This is a genomic window from Porphyromonas crevioricanis (assembly GCF_900476255.1).
Taxonomy (GTDB): domain Bacteria; phylum Bacteroidota; class Bacteroidia; order Bacteroidales; family Porphyromonadaceae; genus Porphyromonas; species Porphyromonas crevioricanis.
Genome location: NZ_LS483447.1, coordinates 615439 through 635731, shown reverse-complemented (window position 1 = coordinate 635731; position 20293 = coordinate 615439). Strand labels below are relative to the sequence as shown.

Genomic DNA, 20293 nt, shown 5'->3' with positions numbered 1-20293 from the left:
AGAGGCGAGAAAATCCTTCGTTCCTTGACCGAATTAGCTTTTGTACAAAAACAAACGGCTGCCACTCTTCCTCACAGAGTGACAGCCGTTTGTAATCTTCGAGAGCTATAGGGCAACTCGAATTTCTGATAAACAAGAGATTAAATAGCTCGCAAAGTCGGAGCTACCCAACAGTGCATCAACCGAAGTCGTCGAAGAATAACTGCTCTCGTGCAACGCCCAGATTGTCGAGCATCACCTTCACGGCATTGGCCATTGGGCCAGGACCACACATATAGTATTCGATATCCTCCGGTGCCTCGTGGTCCTTGAGATAATTGTCAAGAATCACCTGATGGATGAAACCTGTGTATCCGGTCCAGTTATCTTCCGGCTGCGGATCAGAAAGAGCTATGTGGAAAGAGAAATTGGGGAACTCTCTCTCTATCTCTCGGAAGTCTTCTTCATAGAAGATCTCTTTCTTCGAGCGAGCTCCATACCAGTAAGATACCTTACGACCAGTCTTGAGAGTCTTGAAGAGGTGCAGTATATGAGCACGCAATGGTGCCATACCAGCTCCTCCTCCGATATAGAGCATCTCGGCATTGGTATCTTGAATATGGAAGTCTCCGTAGGGCCCACTCATACGTACCTTGTCTCCCGCTTTGAGAGAGAAGATGTAGGAGGAAGAAATACCGGCCGGTATGCCCGCTGCCCAAGTATGGGTGTTGCGGTCAATAGGAGGAGTAGCAATACGGACATTGAGTGTGATGATATTGCCCTCTGCCGGATAATTGGCCATCGAATAGGCTCTCACGGTCTCCTCATCATTGCGAGCAGAGAGATCCCACATTTTGAACTTATCCCAATCCGATCGGAACTTCTCTTCGACTTCCATATCGGAGTACTTGATGTCATACTTGGGGATAGAGATCTGTGCATAGCTACCACTCTGGAAATTCAGCACCTCACCCTTGGGCAGACGTACTACAAATTCCTTGATAAAGGTGGATACGTTGCGATTCGATACGACTTCGCACTCCCATTCTTTCACCCCAAAAACACTCTCCGGTATCTGGATAGACATATCTTCCTTCACTTTCGTTTGGCAAGCCAACCGCCAGTGGTTGTTCTGCTCCTTATAGGTAAAGTGGGGAATCTCGGTAGGCAGGATCTGTCCTCCACCCTCTTCCACACGACAGCGACACTGTCCGCAGCTACCACCTCCACCACAAGCCGAAGAGAGAAAGATATTGTTGGACTGCAGTGTATTTAGCAAAGTTCCTCCAATAGGCACATCCAAATTGCTGTCGTTGTTAATAGAGAGCTTTACTGTTCCTGAAGGAACCAGCTTGCTCTTGGCAAATAGCAAAGCTATCACCAAGATGAGTGTGATGACCACAAAGACAACCACACTCGTAAGTATTATCTGCATCATTTCGATTCGACTGATCTATGAGTTGGACTTATATACTTGTCAGCTTCAAAACTTGACCCCGGAGAAGCTCAGGAAAGCAATTCCCATCAATCCGGTGATGATAAAGGCAATTCCCAATCCACGCAAGGGCTTGGGGATATCGGAGTACTGCAACTTCTCACGTATGGCTGCCATACCAACGATGGCAAGCATCCAACCAATCCCCGAACCAAAGCCATAGACCGTAGCCATACCGACATTGGCAAATTCTCGCTGTTGCATAAAGAGTGATCCCCCGAGAATAGCACAATTGACAGCTATCAACGGCAGGAAAATCCCAAGAGAGTTATACAGCGCAGGACTAAAACGCTCAATCACCATCTCCACAAGCTGCACAAATGAGGCAATTACCGCAATAAAGATGATCAACGAAAGAAAGCTCAAATCTACGCCACGGAAAGTCTCGCCAAGCCAGCTCGCCAGGGCCCCGTCTTTCAGGACGTAATTCTCAAGCATATAGTTGATAGGCAACGTACATACTAAGACGAAAGTCACAGCTGCACCCAGACCTATGGAGGTTTTCACATTTTTGGAAACGGCCAGATAGGAACACATCCCCAGGTAGAAAGCGAAAACCATGTTGTCCACAAAGATCGAGCGGACAAATAAGCTTATATAATCCATTGTTTGTTTTGGCTTTTATTACTGTGTGACACTGCTGTTGCTTAGTTCTCCTCCTGCAAGTCTTTGTTTCGAGCACGGTGTACCCAAACGATACAAGCTGCCAGAAGCAGCGCCATCGGAGGCATAACCATTAGGCCATTATTGGCATAACCCATTTCATAGAAAGATTCGGGGATTATTCTCATGCCCAACAGAGAACCCGAGCCAAATAGCTCACGGAAAAATCCGATCACTATCAATACCAGTCCATAGCCAGCTCCATTACCAATTCCATCGAGAAAACTCTCCCATGGCCCATTGCCAAGAGCAAAAGCTTCAAGACGCCCCATAAGGATACAGTTGGTGATGATCAGGCCAACGAATACCGACAGCTGTTTATTCACATCATATGCATAGGCCTGCAAGAGCTCGCTCACAACCGTTACCAAAGCTGCCACCACAACAAGCTGCACAATAATACGTATCCGAGACGGGATCGTCTTGCGCAACAGTGAGATAATCACATTAGCAAAAGCCACCACAATAGTCACCGATATAGCCATCACGATCGAAGGCTCCAACTTAGCTGTAACAGCAAGAGCAGAGCAAATACCGAGCATCTGCACAATCACAGGGTTGTTTTTGCTCAATGGAGACAGTAAGATTTCTTTATTTTTCTTATTCCAGAGTGCCATATGCTTAGTTGTTTTCGATTACGGTTGTCATTGAAACATCTTGCACTGCTTCCTCGCCATCAGCAGAAGAAAGAGCAGGCGTATCTGCTGTAGCACGGTGCTGCATAAGAAATGCAGTGTAATGCCGGAGGGAAGAAAAAAGCATTTCATTTACTCCATTGCTGGTGAGCGTTCCTCCGGATATTCCATCTACATAGTCCTGCCCTTCACGATGAGGTTTCTGACCAGGTTTCACGACAGCTATACTAACAAACTCATCCTTATCAAAAAGCGTTTTGCCAGAGAATTGATCAATAAATTTGGGAGTAGCGATTTCAGCTCCGAGTCCCGGAGTTTCCCCCTGATGTCCGAAATCCGAACCAAATACCGTATTGCAATCCTCATCTACCGAAATATATCCCCAAATCGGCCCCCATAAACCGGCTCCGTTGAGAGGGAAAATATATTTGGTAGTACCGGCTACTTCGGCCACATAGACCGGCATAGTCAGATCTTTTTTGCCCTTGCTCAATTCCTTGAAAGCATTTGCCGTGTTAAGGGAAAATGCCTCATTGTCGGCAATTTTGTTTCCTTCATAAGTTTGGGCAATAGAGCCATCGGCACGGACCAGAAGTTCTTGTTTGATCGTTGATCTGTACTTATCAATAACAGCAGACTTGGCGTTCTCTACAATACCTACCGAACGGAGGATCTGCTGCATCTTGTCTATTTTCACGTTGTTGTCCTGTGTCTCCTTCAGGGCCTGAGCTGTAAATGCCAGAGCCACTGCCACAAGTACCACCATGATGGTGGCATAGACTACTGTATATGAATTACTTTCTCTATTCATAACCGTCTGTTGATTATTGGGCATTTACTCCCTGTTTGCATTTGCTTAGCCTGCGTTTGCGCATCTTGATGTTAGCATCCACCACAAAGTAGTCGATCAGTGGAGCAAAAACATTCATCAGAAGAATAGCAAGCATCATACCCTCCGGATAGCCGGGGTTGAGCACACGAATGAAGACAGCCATAAGACCGACCAAAAAGCCATAGACCCACTTACCAGTCTCGGTGCGAGCCGATGTAACAGGGTCTGTTGCCATAAATACCAAGCCGAAGAGAAAACCACCAAGCAACATGTGCTGCAAAGGGCTAACCTGCATAGCTGGTGTGCTGCCAAAAAGATTGAAAATGAATGCCATGAATGAGGCTCCAGCCAGACCGGAAAGCATAATCTTCCAACTAGCGATACCCGTCCAGATGAGAAGAATAGCTCCCAATAGAATTGCCAACTTGGAGGTTTCCCCTATAGATCCCGGGATCAGCCCCAAGAATTGGTGCCAGAGATCCAACGGGTTATTCATAATATTGTGCAGTTGCTCAGCTATAGGAGTCGCAGTGTCAGAGGATACTGCTATCTGCCCCAAAGGAGTTGCTCCGGAAAAGCCATCGACCACAGTGCCACTACCCATACCAAAGCTGGTGCCGGTACGCACAAAGACCTCATCTCCACTCATCTTGCTCGGGTAAGAAAAAAACAAGATTGCGCGTGTCACAAGGGCCACATTGAACACATTATAACCGGTGCCGCCAAAAACTTCTTTAGCAAAAACAACAGCAATAGCGGTTGCTACTGCTATCATCCAGAGAGGAGTGTCCACGGGTACAATCATAGGGATAAGCATACCGGAAACAAGGAATCCCTCCTGTATCTCTTCGTGTTTCTTCTGAGCTATGGTAAATTCGATACCCAAACCGACAACATAAGACACTACAATCTTGGGCAAAACAGCCAAGAGACCAAAGGCAAAGAGTGTCCAAAATCCAGCCTGAGACAGCTGACCGACAGCCATATAGTGTTGGTAACCAATATTGTACATACCAAAGAGTAGAGCCGGCATAAGGGCCATGATCACAACTGTCATGGTACGCTTGGAGTCTACAGCATCATGGATATGCACACCCGTACGGGCAGTCTTGTTCGGTACAAAGAGGAAGGTCTCAAACCCTTCGAATACCGAATGAAAAGCAGAGAGCTTACCTCCGGGTTGGAAGGTAGGCTTCATCTTGTCTAATGTTCTTCTTAGCGCTTTCACTGTATTGATAAATTAGCGGGTTTGTGATCAGTTAATTTCTTTGTAGAGCAGGTCTAAGCCCTGACGTACAATGTGCTGTATCTCTATCTTGGAAGTATCGACAAATTCACAGAGGGCAAAGTCTTCCGGGGCTACCTCATAAATCCCCAAATCTTCCATCTTGGGGATATCGAAGGCAATGATTGCCTTGAGCAAATACTCGGGCAAAATATTGAGAGCAAATACTCTGTCATATTCGTTGCTCATAATCATCGCCCTCTCGCCTCCCTTCACACGGGCATCAACCACATATTCTCGGCTCTTCGGACTCATCCAAGAGAAGAAACTACGACTGTGACTAAGCTTGCCGAAGCCAGGTGTAGCCCAACCAAAAAACTCGTTTACATCGTCTCCCTCCGGAATCACAGTGATTTGATCACAACCTTGTGGGAAGAAAGGATTGCTGTCGTCAAGTTTGCGCCCAGTGAGCACATCTCCACAAATCACACGCTCATGCTCTTTTCTGACACAGAGCGCATCTGCAAACACCTCACGTACTCGACAACCCGGCAACAACTCGGTATAGCCATGCTGAGCTGCATCGCTTCCGGTGAGAGCTACAGGACGACTGAAATCTGTCTTACCTGTCAGCAAAAAACGGCCTATCACAGCTGCATCAGTGGCTTTGAGCGTCCATACCATCTCGCCTTTGTTTACAGGGGCAATTTTATTGATAAGCGTTCCACAAAGACCAGCCGGATGAGGTCCGGAGACCTCCACACGCTCTACCTCTTTCAAATTCGGGAAAGCACCCGGCTCTACTGCCACATACACCTTGCCCTGAGTGAGCTTTGCCAGGGCTGACAGACCAGCTTGCAACTCGGCCTCACGCCCAGCCAACATATAAGCACAACGAGGGGCCAGAGGGGCGGTAAAATGAGCTGTCACAAAAATATCCCGGGGAGTCTGCCTCAAATCTGCTATCCGATCAAACGGACGCTGACGAAGCAAGCTCCACATACCGGAAGAAAGGAGCAAATTACGCAACTGATCTGCCGGGAGGTTCGCAGCCCGACTTATATCAAAAGGAGCATACTCGATTGTTGCATCCGGTTTGATCTCTATGCTGAGTATCTTGCGCTTAGCCCCCCGATTGATAGACAGCACTTCTCCGGAAACAGGAGAGGTAAATACCAATTCCTCCGCTCCTTTGTGGTACATCAAAGGGCTTCCGGCTAATACCCGGTCACCTTCTCGCACCATCAACTTAGGCAACAGACCGGGATAATCATCCGGAACCACTGCATAAGTGGAGCTTGGAGAGAGTGGGCGCAAACGCTCTTCTGGGGCTTTCCCTTTCAGGTTGAGCGAGAGACCCTTCTTAATTCTCATAACCTTTGCCATATATCTGTAGTTAGTAAATCGCAATTTGGAGAGTGCAAAGGTACTCAATAAGTTTCGGGTTTTGTTTATGTCATAATCACATAAAATGAGACTATTGCTTGAGTTCTTTGTAAAGAGAGCTAAACGGCAACAGCCGTATGAGAAACCCTTCTCAAAAGAGCTCCTCATACGGCTGTCGATATAGTGACAGGCTTTATTAAGTAAAGAGAATATCCAACACCTCCCGCATTGCTTTGGATGTCCGCTGCAAATCTTCGGTGTTGTGTGCTACACCGAGGAACATGCACTCAAACTGGCTTGGAGGCAAATAAATGCCACGCTCGATCATCATGCGGAAGTAGCGTGCATACAGTCCCGTATCGGAGAGCTTGGCATCTTCGTTCATTTTCACCCCACCGGACTTGAAAAAGAGGGTACAAAGCGAACCACACCGATTGAACGAGAGGAGATTCTTGTAGGGGGCAATCGCCTCTCTTACAAGACGCTCAAATTCAGCTCCTATTTCTTCCAGTTTATCATAGAAACCTTCTTCTGCCAATTGTTTCAACATCGCCAAACCGGCTGCCATCGCCAAAGGATTACCCGAGAGAGTCCCGGCTTGGTAGACCGGGCCAAGAGGCGAGAGCAAATCCATTATTTCAGCACGCCCTCCAAAGGCTCCTACCGGCAAACCTCCTCCGATGATTTTGCCAAGGCATGTCAAATCCGGACAAACTCCATACAACTCCTGTGCCCCACCCTTAGCAGCACGAAAACCACTAATGACTTCATCGAAAATGAGCAGTACACCACGCTCTCTTGTCAGCTCACGCAGCTCCTGCAAGAAACCATTCTTGGGCAGGATCAGCCCCATATTACCCATAATGGGCTCAATGATCACAGCCGCAATTTCCTGCGGATAGAGATCAAGCAGATTACGCACAGAATTAATGTCATTGTACACTGCCACTAACGTGTCGTGTGCAGTATGCTCTGTGACTCCGGCACTACCACTTGCACCATAGGTCGCCAAACCCGAACCGGCATTGATCAAGAAGCTATCTGCATGTCCGTGATAGCAGCCATCGAACTTGATGATACGCGAACGCCCCGTATAACCACGAGCCAACCGTATGGCACTCATTGTGGCTTCGGTACCGGAATTGACCATCCTTACCTTCTCGGTAGAAGGAAAGAAAGAGCATATGGCTTTGGCCATCTCCACTTCCAATGCATTGCAGGCTCCATAGCTGGTTCCCTTCTCAACCTCTGCCTGGATGGCCGTCTGGATGGTGGGGTTGGCATGCCCTAAAATAAGGGGGCCCCAAGATGATATAAAGTCTATGTATTCATTGCCATCCACATCGAAGATATGACTACCCTTGCCATGATCGATAAAAAGAGGATTCATCCCTACACTGCGGAAAGCGCGTACAGGACTGTTTACTCCTCCTGGGATATAACGATTGGCTTGCTCGAAAAGGGCTTCGGAGAGCTTTGTATTCATAGCGATTTATCGTTTGTTAAGCAGGCGAGAGGCATCCTTGGCGAAATAGGTAATGATGATCTTGGCTCCGGCACGCTTGATACTTATCAAAGATTCCAATATGATACGATCCTCATCTATCCAACCATTAGCCGCAGCAGCCTTAACCATGGCATATTCTCCACTCACGTGATAGGCTGCCATAGGCAGGTCGAATAATTCGGTACCACGTCGGATAATATCCAGATAAGGCAAAGCCGGCTTGACCATCACGATGTCCGCTCCTTCCTCTATATCGGCTCGGATCTCACGGATGGCTTCATTAGCATTGGCCGGATCCATTTGATAAGAGCGTCTGTCTCCAAAGGAAGGAGCCGAGTCTGCAGCTTCACGGAAAGGGCCATAAAAAGCACTGCTAAACTTGGCCGAATATGCCATGATAGGCAAATTGGTGTAGCCATTTTCGTCCAAAGCCTTGCGCATAGCTTTGATGCGGCCATCCATCATGTCGGAGGGAGCTACCATATCCACTCCAGCTTGGGCCAAGGACACAGCTTGCTTGCACAGATACTCCAGTGTTGCATCATTATCTACATCATGATCATGTATAATACCGCAATGCCCATGATCGGTATATTCACACATACAAATGTCAGCTATCACGATAAAGTGAGGCAGAGCTTTCTTTATCGCCCGAATCCCCTGCTGTACTATCCCATCCGGGCTATATGCCTCAGATCCCGTGGCATCCTTGTGCTCTGGAATACCGAAGAGCATCACACCAGAAACACCTTCGGCATCTAATTCACGACATTCGTCTACCACTCGATCTATAGAGAAACGATACTGCCCCGGCATGGCAGAGATCTCTTCCTTTATATTCTGTCCGTGTACAACAAAAAGAGGAGCGATAAAATCGCTCGGAGCGAGGGCAGTCTCACGTACCATAGCTCGCATTTGTGCCGTGCTTCTGAGACGGCGAAGTCTGGTTTCAGGGAACATATTAATTATGTCTGTTTGAATTAGTTGTCATTACCTATAATAGCTTGCACCAATGCATCCATATGTGCCTCTGGGGCTTCTATATCAATTTGCCGGTCATACTTGGCGAGGGTCTTTGCCGTGACCGGACCGATGACAGCAGTGCGGGCAGATGAGATCCATTCTTGCAAGCCGTATCGCTCTATCAGGCGGTAGAAATTATCCACTGCCGAAGAGCTGCAGAATGTGATATAGTCTAAGGGATGAGCTGTGAGGAGCCTCAATTGTTGCTCTGGGTAGTCCATAGGCAAATTGTCATAAATAGCAATCGGCTCACAGACTGCACCACTTTCTTCCAACAAAGAAGGGAGAATCTCTCCAGAAAGAGCCGAACCGGGAATCAGCACACGCAGACCGGACAAGCTCTCCCGAGCAGAAAGTTCACGAGCAAAAGCCTCTCCGGTATGAGTTTGTGGGATAAAGTCTGCCCGTATCCCGAAAGAACGGAGAGCCTCTGCTGTCACCTTGCCGACAGCTCCGAATCGCAAATGATGCAAGATGCGAGAGTCATACCCCGAAGTATGGAGTCTATCGAAAAAGATTTCTACACCATTGGCCGAAGTGAATACCAACCAGTGATAAGTCTCAATATGCTCAATGGCTCTTTGCAGCTCCGTCAAATCATCTTTGGGACGAATGCAAATTGTCGGGAACAGCAACACCTCGGCTCCGGCTTCTCTGAGTTTATCGGCCAGTACGGAGCTTTGAGCCAAAGAGCGAGTCACAAGGACAGTCTTCCCGGCCAATGGCAGAGATGAATGCCAAGCATAATCCTCAGCAAATCGGGTTACCTCTCCAATAACGATCAAACCGGGAGACAACTGCTCATAATCGGTGTATTCGGCTGTGAAGTCTGCTATCATTCCTTTGAGAATATGCTGCTGAGGCAAAGTTCCTCGACTGATGATACACATGGGTGTCACAGCAGGCATTCCAGCCTCTATCAGTTTGCTACTGATCACAGGAGCCATTCGAGTAGCCATATAAAAAACAATCGTACCTCTCAAACTAGCCAACGCCTGCCAATCCAAGTCCGGCTCTCTGTTTTCCTTGGTCGTGCCAGTAACAAAAGTGACGGTCGTAGACAAACCTCTGTGAGAAACAGGGATGCCGAAGTAAGCCGGCACAGCCACTCCGGCAGTTACCCCGGGGATAACCTCATAAGGGATGGCAGCCGCTTTGAGGGCTTGCATCTCCTCTCCACCCCGACCGAAAACAAAAGGGTCACCCCCCTTGAGCCGGACAACCGCCAGTCCTTTTTTTGCTTGCTGAACAAGGATCTCATTGATTTCTCCTTGACTGTGAGAGTGCCTGCCGACACGTTTTCCAACGGATATCAATTCTGCATCCGGCCTGCAATTCTCCAGCAAAGAGAGATTGGAGAGAGCATCGTAGACGACAACATCCGCCTCTGCCAACAGCCGGGCTGTACGCTGAGTAAGCAAACCCGGATCTCCTGGGCCGGCTCCTGCCAGATAGACTTTCCCTTTTTGTATCATAAGGTAGCTTCTCTTTTGAGTTTACGTACGATCTGTCGTATACTTTGTTCATAGTCATCCTCAGAAAAACACTCCTCCAGATAGACAGCTTCGGCTCCATTACTACCGGCATGGAAAGCCTGCACAGTATACCGTTTGTCCTGACCTGAATAATGACAATAACAGCCGAGAGGGATTGCACACCCCCCTCCCAGAGCCGAAAGAATAGTCCGCTCGGTGACAACTTCTCGCTCTGTATCTTGATGATTGATTGCGCTCAACAACAGATCTGTCTCCAGGTCATTCTCTCTCCGATGCACTGCTATTGCAGCCTGTCCCGGAGCCGGGACAATCGTAGAGGTCGGTATCCGCTCGGTGATCTGATCCTCCAATCCAAGCCGAAGCATACCTGCGCAAGCCATCAATATTCCATCAAACTCACCGGCACGCAGCTTGGCAATACGTGTTTCCACATTCCCTCGGATAGGCTTGGTGTGCAAAGACGGATATGCGCGTTGCAACTGGGCAATCCGCCTGGGGCTGGAAGTACCGATAATACTCCCTGCCGGCATTCGCTCAAGAGGAGCAGGGCCGATCCAAGCCTCCTGCACTGGAGCGCGTTTCAGGTAAGCCCCGATACAAATCCCTTGGGAACATTCTACTGGCAAATCTTTGAGACTGTGTACAGCCATGTCGATACGCCCATCCAGAAGTTCAGCTTCTATCTCCTGCGTAAAAAGACCTTTGGTGAGCTGACCACTGAGAGACATCTCCAGATCTCTGTCGCCACGGGTAGAAATAACCCGCACCGAACAATTCAGCCCGGGGAAGGCAAGAGAGAGAGCCTTGACTACCATCTCCGTTTGTTTGAGAGCCAAGCGACTCCCCCTTGTACCTATCACAAGATGTTCTTTCATGCCTCTCTTTTTTCTATTGCCCGACAGAGGGCATTGATCGCATCGGCATGTTTCATATTTCGCCCATCGGAAGTAATTTCTTTCAATGCGGCGATGACAGCAGTAGAGAGTGTGATGCGGAAATGTTCGTCATGCTCCTCGATCAGCGACTTTTGTTCTGCCGGTATAGCCGATGGGAGGTTGTTCAATTCTTTCTCAAGTAACATCTTGCTCACGCTCTGGATCCGGCCTATAATCCCTCGCAACTGCGAAGCCTCTACCCAGAAAGAAAACTCTTTGGTTTTCTCAGAGATACATCGCTCTATAGCGATATGATCGAGAGCTTGCACATCTTGTCCTAAATTCTCTCTCTTGAGGTCATCTATGGTGTAGACATGGGCGAATGGCAGATCGGACACCTCTGGCTCGATGTTGCGTGGCACACTCATATCGAAAAGAAAGACATCCCGGTCTCTTGCCGACATCTCGTTTCGGGTCACAATAGGGGTAAGGGCAGAGGTGGTCACAAAAATAAGCCGAGAGGCTGCGAGAGCTTTGTGCAACTCCCCTTCACAATAATAGGATATACCGTGCAATGCCGCCATTTTGGCTGCCCGCTCTCGAGTCCTGTTGTACATCTTCACCTGAGAATAGCCCTTTGCCCTCAAAGCCGAAAGAATCGTTTCGGCCATTTGCCCGGCTCCCAATATAAGAACCGGCATATCACGCTCCACTCCCTGCAAGCCGTCCATCATCTCTACGGCAGCCGAACCTGCCGAGATAGGTGTGGAGGATACGATAAATTCCGTGCGAATAATTTTGGCTGTTTCAAAAGCCTTATGAAAAAGGCGAGAAAGCATAGAAGTACTTTGGCTGTTGTCGTTAGCCTGCCGAAAAGCATCTTTGAGCTGCCCCAAAATCTGTGTCTCACCGACCACCATAGACTCCAGACCGGCAGCCAAACGGAAAAGGTGCAATGTCACCTCCTCTCCCCTATGGCTGTATACATACTGGGTTGTGGGATAGTCTATCTTCTTGAATGTGCGCAAGCGTTCGCTGATCTTTTCTGCAATCGCAGGGTCGGATCCTTCATGTTCAAAATAGACCTCTATCCTGTTGCAAGTGGAAAGAACAATCGCTCCCAAGATTTGCCCCATCTGCACCAGTCCATCTACAAAGGCCGAGGCTTCGGCCGGAGACAGGGCAAATTGCTGACGAACCTCCACTGGGGCTGTATTGTGGTTGATCCCTATGAGACCTATCATAGCGTAATACTATCTATAAAACTCTTCACTTTATTTTCATAAGCCAGTCTTAGTGACCGGGCCAATGCTTCATCTTGTGATTTGCTTCGTATCCATTCGGCTCGAAGCAAACCCAACTCTTCCAATCTATCGTCGAGAGAAATGGGTAACGAAGTTAGCACTTTGTCTCTTAATCCTGCGGATAATTCCGGCAGTCTATACCGACTGTGCACAGCGATCTCAATCCCTGCACGCTGCCCTGTGGCTGCGAAATGAAACAGACTGCGATCCGGGTCACTCAACATTGCATACAGGGAGGAGTGATCAGCGGCTTCACGACAAATTGCATGATCGAGCCGACTGTCTCCCGTTGCAGCTACAACCAAGCGGTAAGGCTGTGTATCTCCCGGTACAAAAGATCGCAGGTATAGGCTTATCCGATTCTCCTCGCTCAAACGACGAATATCCGGACACACCTCAGTGGCAATAACATCAGTCTGCAATCCGCAAGCTGTGAGTGTAGAAGCCTTAGCTGCAGCCCCACGGCCTCCGCCAACAATAAGAGCTCGGACGGCTCCACTGTGTATAAAAAGAGGTAAGTAACACTGTGGGCTCCCGGGTAAGTCTTCCGGCCGAGGAATTGTATTCGACTGCAGGCTACAGCGGAGCATACGTGGTGTATCCAGATGCGTTTCGTGCAACAAAGCAGTGTCGGCAAAAATCTCCGAAGGAGTAGCATCGCCCAAAACCTCTCCCTTGCGCAGCACCACGATCCTCTCGGCCCACTCATATGCCAAATCCATATCATGAGTGCAGAGAATCACTGTCTTCCCCTCATGACTTAGCTGTCGCATCAAACGAAAGACTTTACGGCTGTACAAACAATCGAGGTTGGAAGTCGGCTCATCGAATATGACAACTGATGGGTCCGTGGCAAGTACAGCAGCTATAGCGACCCATTTTTTCTGCCCATCACTGAGCTTATGCGGTGGGGTGTGCCGCATCTCCACAAGGCCGAAATCTCTCAACTGCTTCTCCACACGAGCCTGCAAAGCCTGCCCTGTGAGACCTATATTCCTCAACCCAAAAGCAATCTCATCCTGCACTGAAGGAGTAAACAACTGATAGTTGGAGTTCTGAAAGACCAAAGCAACCTCTTTGCGCAGTCGGGACAAATCCTTCGCGCTACTACTTACTTCTAATCCGGAAAGTCGGATGCTACCCGCAGATGGGCGGAAGATACCATTAAGCAAAAGAAACAGAGTGGATTTTCCTGCTCCATTTTTCCCCAATATAGCCAAACGCTGACCGGCAGGGATAGAGAGGTTGAAGTTCTTAAGGACCTCTTTCGACTTGTCGTATCCGTAGCAAATATCCTTGAGTTGCAAGATCGGTTGATCAGTCTGAGGGAGCAAAGACGTGCCCCTCGTATCTCTCTTTTCTTTGTCTTTGCTGGCATCTTCGTCATAACCACGAGAAAGCAGTCCGTTGTACATCTTATCAGCTTCGTCATAGGCCAATACCAAAGTCTGCCCGACGAGTTGAGCCGAGTGATGCAGTCTTGTCTTCCACGAAGCATACCCCAGGCGAGCTATCTGGGCCGTGCGTATATGCTCGGCAGTCTCGGAAAGAACATAGATATACCTGTATATGAGTTCAAAAAGATCGACAAACAAGGAGGGAATACCCATGCGCCGCATTTCCGATGCCATCATATAAATAGGGAAGAATGCCATCAAAGTCAGTAAGACCCCAAAGGCAGCCAGACAACGACTGCCAACCAACAAAGCCATGTGAAAAGTATCTGCCGTCACACCCCATCCATACCAGGAAAGCCAGGCATTGTCATCACCTGCAGTGCGCCCGAAAAGCAAAGGCAATACCCCCAGCAGGATAAAGGCAAAAGCCACGGCGGTCATATGCTTCAAACGGGACAACTCCTCTCGCTTAAAAATAAGTAGCAAGGAGTACACAACTGCAGCCATGGCCAGAAGCAAACTGGCCGATGGCAAGATGAGTACAACGACCAGTGCGCAAAAGCAAAGAGCAAAAAGAAGTACAAACCGATACTTCAACGGAGAGAGTAAGGATGCTTCGCTACCCATTATCTTAGGTTTAAGAAACCCACGTTCCGGTATTGGAGGGAGAAAGAAATTCGCTACTCACCTACCGCTGCTCTCTCTTGTGATTCTTATTCAATGCATAGAGAGCTATAGCAAAGAGAATAAGCCCGATTAGTATTTGCAACACAAAAAGCCAAGGCTCGGCCTCCTCACTTGGAGAGATACCAAAGCTACGATCGGAAGGCTCGAAACCGGGCGTGATCTGCCCGATCATCTCTCCGGCAGCATCATCCGTACCTCCTCCGAAATCCACAAAAATCCCGACAATGGGGACAGCCAACGCCAACAGCGCAAGCAAAGACAGTATAATACGATTAGACAAATTCTTCATAGCTCTCTCCTTGTTATTTATTATTGTCAGCAATCATCATATGCACAGGCTTAACTCCCTGTTTGAGCAGGATAGAGAAGACAAGTGCCGTAATAATCCCCTCGAGAATAGCCAATGGCACCTGCGTAACAGCGAAAATAGAGAGGAACTTCATGGCCGCCCCCCAGATGCCACTCTGAGCGTCAGGATAGACAATTGCCAATTGGAAAGAAGTGGTAGTATAGGTAGCCATAGTGCCGAGAAAAGTGGCAATAAAAAGATTGATGTGCCTGAGCATCTCATGCTTATTAAAACCAATCTTACCCAACAATACATAGACAGCATAAGCAACAAACGGGCCGGCTACAGCCATTGAAAAGACGTTCGCTCCAAGGGTGGAGATCCCGCCATGAGCCAACAAAAGAGCCTGAAAAAGCAAAACAATGAGACCAAGTAGAGGCATAGCCATGGGACCTACAGTCACAGTACCCAGAGTTGTACCTGTCAAATGCGAACTACTCCCTGTCACCGAGGGCAATTTGAGAGCAGACAGCACAAACACGAAAGCTCCGGCCAAACCCAAGCTAATACGAATACGGGGAGAACGCTTGACCTGTCTGCGCAGATACATAAAACTCAGCACAACAAACGGAAGAGAGAGTGCATACCAGATGGCACACCAATCCAGAGGCATATATCCCTCCATAATGTGCATAGCCGAAGCAGGTTGAATGGAAAGCAGAGCTATTGCCGACAAGATAGAAAGACGAGCGGTGAGTTTTTTCCTTTTCATATACTCCTTGATTAGATAAACAACGCTTTATTCTAAACAGATGCCACACGAGATACACACTCTGTGGCAATGGGTCTTATTGTCCGAATGAGCAAGTTTTGATAAACGGACACACCCGGCACAAAGTTAAACAATCATCAGTAGAGACTGTTGCCTCATACAACAGTTTCGCAGATTTGCTCGCAAACCTGCCTAAGACTGGACAAAACGGGCATAACACAAGGCTCTAAGAAGGAGCGGAGAGAAATACTCGTCATGTATAATCAAGCCCGAATGTCGATAATAAGGCTGCGAAAGCCGTATTACGCAACAGTCTCATTATGCAACAGTCTCCAGTCACAAAGGTTGTCCGCAAAATACCACAACATATAGATAGAGACTGCTGCATAGGGCAACAGTCTCCAATACACCCCTCCTCGGAGAACAACCTTAAGTTTATTTCTGGAGCAGGCCTCGACACGAGAGCTCTGCACATCCCCTCAAAGCGTTTTTTTAACTTTATGGACTTCTTCTGCAAAAGCAAATCAATCGAGAGTTTTCATGATGTGGTCACCCACTCTCAACAGAAAAGCTCTTTCCGGCAGGGCGACACGATGCTCTCCAGCGGACAGATTGACCGAACTAAGCAACACACCACTCAAATCATATATATAGAGAGTCTCTCTGCATGGCAACGTGAGATACAAATATCCCTCGTGTGTATAAGCCTCTATACTCGGCTCTGTCTCTACCTTTTCTGCCGACTCCGGAGCCACATTGGAGATAAGAATCTCTGTTTTCACTATTTCTCCATTGGCATCTACCACAGCGCACTTCTCTCCACTAAATCGAGCATTCCGAGGTAACCAAATTTGAGATCCATTCTCCAAGCCAAGATACCCCAGCTCTGCTATCGAGCCTCCACCGAGGCCTATGACTTTGAGCAATGGAGCCCCATCTATCCTTATACTCTCTCGAAATTCTTTGTTGCAGCCCCTCATACCAAAAGTACCACCGGATATTACGAGCTTGCAAGTTCCGTCAATCCTAAGTCCTGTCGGTTTTCCCAATAGGATCCCGGAATAAGTCGCAGACAAATCGAGCTCTCCGTGGCCAGTAATACGCCCGCTTGTGGAAAAAGTGATCCCTCCGAAACTTCTGGATTCGGTTACGATTTTATTCTTCCCCATGAGGCTTACCACCATATCATAATTCTCTCTATTCCAAATGCCGGCCTGTCCACTTGCCTGAATAGAGGCTCCATCTAAGGTCAAGACCTTAGTTTGGGGATTATACACGACACTTCCCGTTACTCCTTCGATCTCTCCTATACGCTGGTAGTTCAGAGAAGTGATTGGGATACCGACAATCGAGAAACCATAATCTTCTTCCTCTACAATTGGCTCTATTATCACCTCTGTCTTCACAACTTGCCCCAGAGCATCGACAATAGAATGAGTTTCCTCTGCATCGAATACAGCTCCTTTGGGCTGACGAATCGCACATCCTCCTCTCAGCTCAAAAGACAGCAACTCCACGACAGAGCCTCCCATGGCTCCTGTGGCTTTTACTGTGGCTCCATCTATTATCAAACCTCCCCCTTTGTCCTCGGCTCTACCACAGATTCCTTGAGTTCCAATAGCCGTCAGTGTACAGCCCCCATCTACGGTAAGGACTGTTTTCGATTCCGAAGAAGATCCCATCTTGCTACCAGCAATAAGTATGGCCGGATTGTTTCTGGAAGCAGCCATCAGCGTACCATGGCCGGTGATACGGGTTGAGACATTCATAGCCAAAGCGAGTTCACGAGTAGTCCTGACAGAATTGTTTCCCGTGAGCTGTATTGTCATACCCTCATTTTCCATGTTCCGAATGCTGAGAAGCTCGGCATTCTGCATCTTCAAGACCTTGGTTTCGGGGGTATAGCTTATCATTCCGCTCACTCCCGGTATAGTGGTAATATTTTGATAATTCCCGGGGCCTATCACTTCTCCGTTGATTTCAAATCCGTAATTCTTCGGCTCCTGTGCCTGCACTGCATAGAACAACACAGACAACACAAAAAATAATCCCAGTGTAATCGTTCTTTTCATCTTTTCGTTCTCCTTTTTCTTGGTTTCCAATTGAACTTGCTCATTCCTTTTCCTCTTGAAGCTATTGCAAGAACTCCTAATCTCTCCCTGTGGGAGATAGCGTCAGGAGCTACCTCTCCGGTTAGAGGCCTTTCCTTGTCTCTTCCTATAAGGGAGATCCTTGCGAGCAAGTTAGTAAATTCTTAGCAAAAAACAGAAAGGCCTCTTTCCTCTCGATCTTCCAGATTGGATCGTTTCAGACAATTCCGCTACCCCTCTCTAAAAGCAGAGAGATTGTCGCAATTGGGCCTTCTGTTACAGGAGTTAGCAGCCTCGATGGAAGACACACAAGGGCTACAAAGAGAGGAAGGGGCTGTAGCAAAATCGAATTTTGCCACAGCCCCATTCAGATGCGTTAGTTAGAATGCGCAAAATGCAAGGTGCTAAGATGGAGGCTGAAGAGATCATGCCGGAGTATGCAACCCAAAGCCGAATGTCGCAAGTAACACAGCAGTTTGCGTATTCTAATGCACCGCCATCCTCGATTGCAATATTACATCTTGAGTACTTTCTTGCCATCTACGATGTACACACCGGAAGGCAATTGCTCAAATGGGATATCGATCTTCACGCCCTCGATGCTGTATATGCTACGATAACCCGGTTCGTTCGGACTGATGCGCTCAATGCCGATTGTGTTAGGTTTGATGACAACTTGCGATGTGATAATATTGCCGGAAGCATCGCAGACTGCATGCTTAGAGGTATTCCATACAGCTCCGGCCGGCTTGTCGATCTTACAACCTTCGAGCGTAAGCGATGACAAGTCACAGATCGAACCCTCCGTACCTTCTGCGGTTACAGTTGCATTCTTAATAACAAGTTTAGCTTCGCTCGACTGATTGAATCCCGAAAAGCCTTTCACCCCCTTAGCATCCACGCGACAACGATCGATGGTAAGAGTGGCCCCATTATCCAAGTTGAACGAATAACCCGCCATTGATTCTGCATAAAGCTCTCCATCTCCCGAAATAGTTGTATTCCTCCAAAGATTAACCGCAGACCAAGTGGTGGACGAGAGTTTGCATGTTCCTTTGACTACAATTGCAAGAGGTGTACCTTCTTTCCCCCCCCAAATGCAGTTTTGACCATCTCCTACATCAATTGTTGCATCCTCAAGCGTGAGCGTATTACTATTCGGGTCATACTTGACTGTTCCGCTGACACCATCTATGACAGAGAGGTCATTGCAATTCTTCGACGTTACTCGAACCCCTGCTACGTTGAGGGGGTATTTAGCTATGGGCTTGATGACAATCTTACTTGTGATGATATTGCCGGAAGCATCGCAGACTGCATGCTTACTTTCGTTAAACGCTGCCCCTGCTGGTTCGGTGATTTCACAGTCCTCGAGCGTGAGTGATGCCAATTCACAGATTGAACCCTCCGCACCTTCTGCAGTTACGAATGCGTTTTTAATAACGAGTTTAGCATTGCTCGACTGATTGAATCCCGAAAAGCCTTTCACCCCCTTAGCATCCACGCGACAACGATCAATGGTGAGAGTGGCACCTTCATCCAAGTTAATCGAACGGGTCTGATTCGATTCAAGATAAAGCTCTCCATCTCCCGAAATAGTTGTATTCCTCCAAAGATTAACCGCAGACCAAGTGGTGGACGAGAGTTTGCATGTTCCTTTGACTACAATTGCAAGAGATGTACCTTCTTTCCCCCCCCAAATGCAGTTTTGACCATCTCCTACATCAATTGTTGCATCCTCAAGCGTGAGCGTATTACTATTCGGGTCATACTTGACTGTTCCGCTGACACCATCTATCACAGAGAGGTCATTACAATTGTTCGACGTTACTCGAACCCCTGCTATATTGAGGGGGTATTCGATAACTTCTTCTATGGGCTTTATGACAACTTGCGATGTGATAATATTGCCGGAAGCATCGCAGACTGCATGCTTAGAGGTATTCCATACAGCTCCGGCCGGCTTGTCGATCTTACAACCTTCGAGCGTAAGCGATGACAAGTCACAGATCGAACCCTCCGTACCTTCTGCGGTTACAGTTGCATTCTTAATAACAAGTTTAGCTTCGCTAGACTGATCGAATACCGAAAAGCCTTTCACCCCCTTAGCATCCACGCGACAACGATCGATGGTAAGAGTGGCCCCTTCATCCAAGTTGAACGAATAACCCGCCATTGATTCTGCATAAAGCTCTCCATCTCCCGAAATAGTTGTATTCCTCCAAAGATTAACCGCAGACCAAGTGGTGGACGAGAGTTTGCATGTTCCTTTGACTACAATTGCAAGAGATGTACCTTCTTTCCCCCCCCAAATGCAGTTTTTACCATCTCCTACATCAATTGTTGCATCCTCAAGCGTGAGCGTATTACTATTCGGGTCATACTTTACCGTTCCGCTGACACCATCTATCACAGAGAGGTCATTACAATTGTTCGACGTTACTCGAACCCCTGCTATATTGAGGGGGTATTCGGTCTGCGCTTTTGCCATGGTAGGCATGACCAACATCATAACGAAGAGCGTAGCTATCGCCACGGACATCTTCTTCAGTGTTTGAAGTTTCATTTCGTTGATTTGATAGTTGTTTAATTCATCCTTAGATTGTTACTTTTGAACCGAGCGTGCGAGCTTTTTCTC

Annotated in this window: 16 protein-coding genes; all 16 read right to left on the bottom strand. The window is 47.9% G+C overall.

The genetic code is table 11. From position 1 onward, the window contains the following. Window positions 1-178: 178 nt before the first annotated feature. Window positions 179-1417, bottom strand: a complete 1239-nt coding sequence (gene nqrF, locus DQN70_RS02940; RefSeq protein ID WP_023937855.1) for an NADH:ubiquinone reductase (Na(+)-transporting) subunit F — start codon at window positions 1415-1417, stop codon at window positions 179-181. Window positions 1418-1462: 45 nt separating this feature from the next. After that, a complete protein-coding gene (nqrE, locus tag DQN70_RS02935; protein WP_023937854.1) occupies window positions 1463-2080 on the bottom strand; it encodes an NADH:ubiquinone reductase (Na(+)-transporting) subunit E in 618 nt (205 codons plus the stop codon). A 41-nt stretch (window positions 2081-2121) separates the two neighbouring features. Next, on the bottom strand, window positions 2122-2754 hold the full coding sequence (gene nqrD, locus DQN70_RS02930) for an NADH:ubiquinone reductase (Na(+)-transporting) subunit D (protein WP_023937853.1): 633 nt from the start codon (window positions 2752-2754) through the stop codon (window positions 2122-2124). 4 nt (window positions 2755-2758) lie between these two features. Beyond that, window positions 2759-3583: an NADH:ubiquinone reductase (Na(+)-transporting) subunit C gene (nqrC, locus tag DQN70_RS02925; RefSeq protein ID WP_023937852.1), complete on the bottom strand. Its 825-nt coding sequence runs from the start codon at window positions 3581-3583 to the stop codon at window positions 2759-2761. A gap of 13 nt (window positions 3584-3596) precedes the next feature. Beyond that, the gene (locus tag DQN70_RS02920; protein ID WP_036889635.1) at window positions 3597-4832 is read right to left on the bottom strand and encodes an NADH:ubiquinone reductase (Na(+)-transporting) subunit B; all 1236 of its coding nucleotides are present in this window, start codon (window positions 4830-4832) and stop codon (window positions 3597-3599) included. 27 nt (window positions 4833-4859) lie between these two features. Continuing rightward, entirely contained in the window at window positions 4860-6215 is a 1356-nt protein-coding gene (locus DQN70_RS02915) for a Na(+)-translocating NADH-quinone reductase subunit A (RefSeq protein ID WP_042225593.1), read from the bottom strand. A 196-nt stretch (window positions 6216-6411) separates the two neighbouring features. Further along, complete coding sequence (hemL, locus tag DQN70_RS02910; RefSeq protein WP_023939259.1) at window positions 6412-7701, bottom strand: glutamate-1-semialdehyde 2,1-aminomutase; 1290 nt, start codon at window positions 7699-7701, stop codon at window positions 6412-6414. Window positions 7702-7707: 6 nt separating this feature from the next. After that, window positions 7708-8682: a porphobilinogen synthase gene (hemB, locus tag DQN70_RS02905; protein ID WP_023937848.1), complete on the bottom strand. Its 975-nt coding sequence runs from the start codon at window positions 8680-8682 to the stop codon at window positions 7708-7710. A 20-nt stretch (window positions 8683-8702) separates the two neighbouring features. Then, entirely contained in the window at window positions 8703-10220 is a 1518-nt protein-coding gene (cobA, locus tag DQN70_RS02900) for a uroporphyrinogen-III C-methyltransferase (protein ID WP_023937846.1), read from the bottom strand. Beyond that, entirely contained in the window at window positions 10217-11116 is a 900-nt protein-coding gene (hemC, locus tag DQN70_RS02895) for a hydroxymethylbilane synthase (protein WP_023939258.1), read from the bottom strand. Before hemC ends, cobA begins: the two co-directional genes overlap by 4 nt. Continuing rightward, window positions 11113-12360, bottom strand: a complete 1248-nt coding sequence (gene hemA / locus DQN70_RS02890; RefSeq protein WP_023939257.1) for a glutamyl-tRNA reductase — start codon at window positions 12358-12360, stop codon at window positions 11113-11115. Before hemA ends, hemC begins: the two co-directional genes overlap by 4 nt. Continuing rightward, window positions 12357-14444, bottom strand: a complete 2088-nt coding sequence (locus tag DQN70_RS02885; protein WP_023939256.1) for an ATP-binding cassette domain-containing protein — start codon at window positions 14442-14444, stop codon at window positions 12357-12359. Before DQN70_RS02885 ends, hemA begins: the two co-directional genes overlap by 4 nt. Window positions 14445-14505: 61 nt before the next feature. Further along, window positions 14506-14793: an energy-coupling factor ABC transporter substrate-binding protein gene (locus tag DQN70_RS02880; RefSeq protein WP_023937840.1), complete on the bottom strand. Its 288-nt coding sequence runs from the start codon at window positions 14791-14793 to the stop codon at window positions 14506-14508. A 13-nt stretch (window positions 14794-14806) separates the two neighbouring features. Next, on the bottom strand, window positions 14807-15565 hold the full coding sequence (locus DQN70_RS02875; RefSeq protein ID WP_023937839.1) for an energy-coupling factor ABC transporter permease: 759 nt from the start codon (window positions 15563-15565) through the stop codon (window positions 14807-14809). Window positions 15566-16089: 524 nt separating this feature from the next. Then, a complete protein-coding gene (locus tag DQN70_RS02870) occupies window positions 16090-17637 on the bottom strand; it encodes a hypothetical protein (RefSeq protein WP_143742782.1) in 1548 nt (515 codons plus the stop codon). Window positions 17638-18169: 532 nt separating this feature from the next. After that, window positions 18170-20221, bottom strand: a complete 2052-nt coding sequence (locus tag DQN70_RS02865; RefSeq protein WP_111759318.1) for a hypothetical protein — start codon at window positions 20219-20221, stop codon at window positions 18170-18172. Between the last annotated feature and the right edge of the window lie 72 nt (window positions 20222-20293).

Bases quoted from the DNA above. Each gene is read 5' to 3' on its own strand.
- nqrE (WP_023937854.1), bottom strand. From the start codon at position 2,080: ATGGATTATATAAGCTTATTTGTCCGCTCGATCTTTGTGGACAACATG.
- nqrD (WP_023937853.1), bottom strand. From the start codon at position 2,754: ATGGCACTCTGGAATAAGAAAAATAAAGAAATCTTACTGTCTCCATTG.
- hemA (WP_023939257.1), bottom strand. From the start codon at position 12,360: ATGATAGGTCTCATAGGGATCAACCACAATACAGCCCCAGTGGAGGTT.
- DQN70_RS02870 (WP_143742782.1), bottom strand. From the start codon at position 17,637: ATGAAAAGAACGATTACACTGGGATTATTTTTTGTGTTGTCTGTGTTG.
- nqrC (WP_023937852.1), bottom strand. From the start codon at position 3,583: ATGAATAGAGAAAGTAATTCATATACAGTAGTCTATGCCACCATCATG.
- hemC (WP_023939258.1), bottom strand. From the start codon at position 11,116: ATGAAAGAACATCTTGTGATAGGTACAAGGGGGAGTCGCTTGGCTCTC.
- nqrF (WP_023937855.1), bottom strand. From the start codon at position 1,417: ATGATGCAGATAATACTTACGAGTGTGGTTGTCTTTGTGGTCATCACA.
- DQN70_RS02915 (WP_042225593.1), bottom strand. From the start codon at position 6,215: ATGGCAAAGGTTATGAGAATTAAGAAGGGTCTCTCGCTCAACCTGAAA.
- DQN70_RS02865 (WP_111759318.1), bottom strand. From the start codon at position 20,221: ATGAAACTTCAAACACTGAAGAAGATGTCCGTGGCGATAGCTACGCTC.
- cobA (WP_023937846.1), bottom strand. From the start codon at position 10,220: ATGATACAAAAAGGGAAAGTCTATCTGGCAGGAGCCGGCCCAGGAGAT.
- DQN70_RS02885 (WP_023939256.1), bottom strand. From the start codon at position 14,444: ATGGGTAGCGAAGCATCCTTACTCTCTCCGTTGAAGTATCGGTTTGTA.
- DQN70_RS02875 (WP_023937839.1), bottom strand. From the start codon at position 15,565: ATGAAAAGGAAAAAACTCACCGCTCGTCTTTCTATCTTGTCGGCAATA.
- hemL (WP_023939259.1), bottom strand. From the start codon at position 7,701: ATGAATACAAAGCTCTCCGAAGCCCTTTTCGAGCAAGCCAATCGTTAT.
- hemB (WP_023937848.1), bottom strand. From the start codon at position 8,682: ATGTTCCCTGAAACCAGACTTCGCCGTCTCAGAAGCACGGCACAAATG.
- DQN70_RS02880 (WP_023937840.1), bottom strand. From the start codon at position 14,793: ATGAAGAATTTGTCTAATCGTATTATACTGTCTTTGCTTGCGCTGTTG.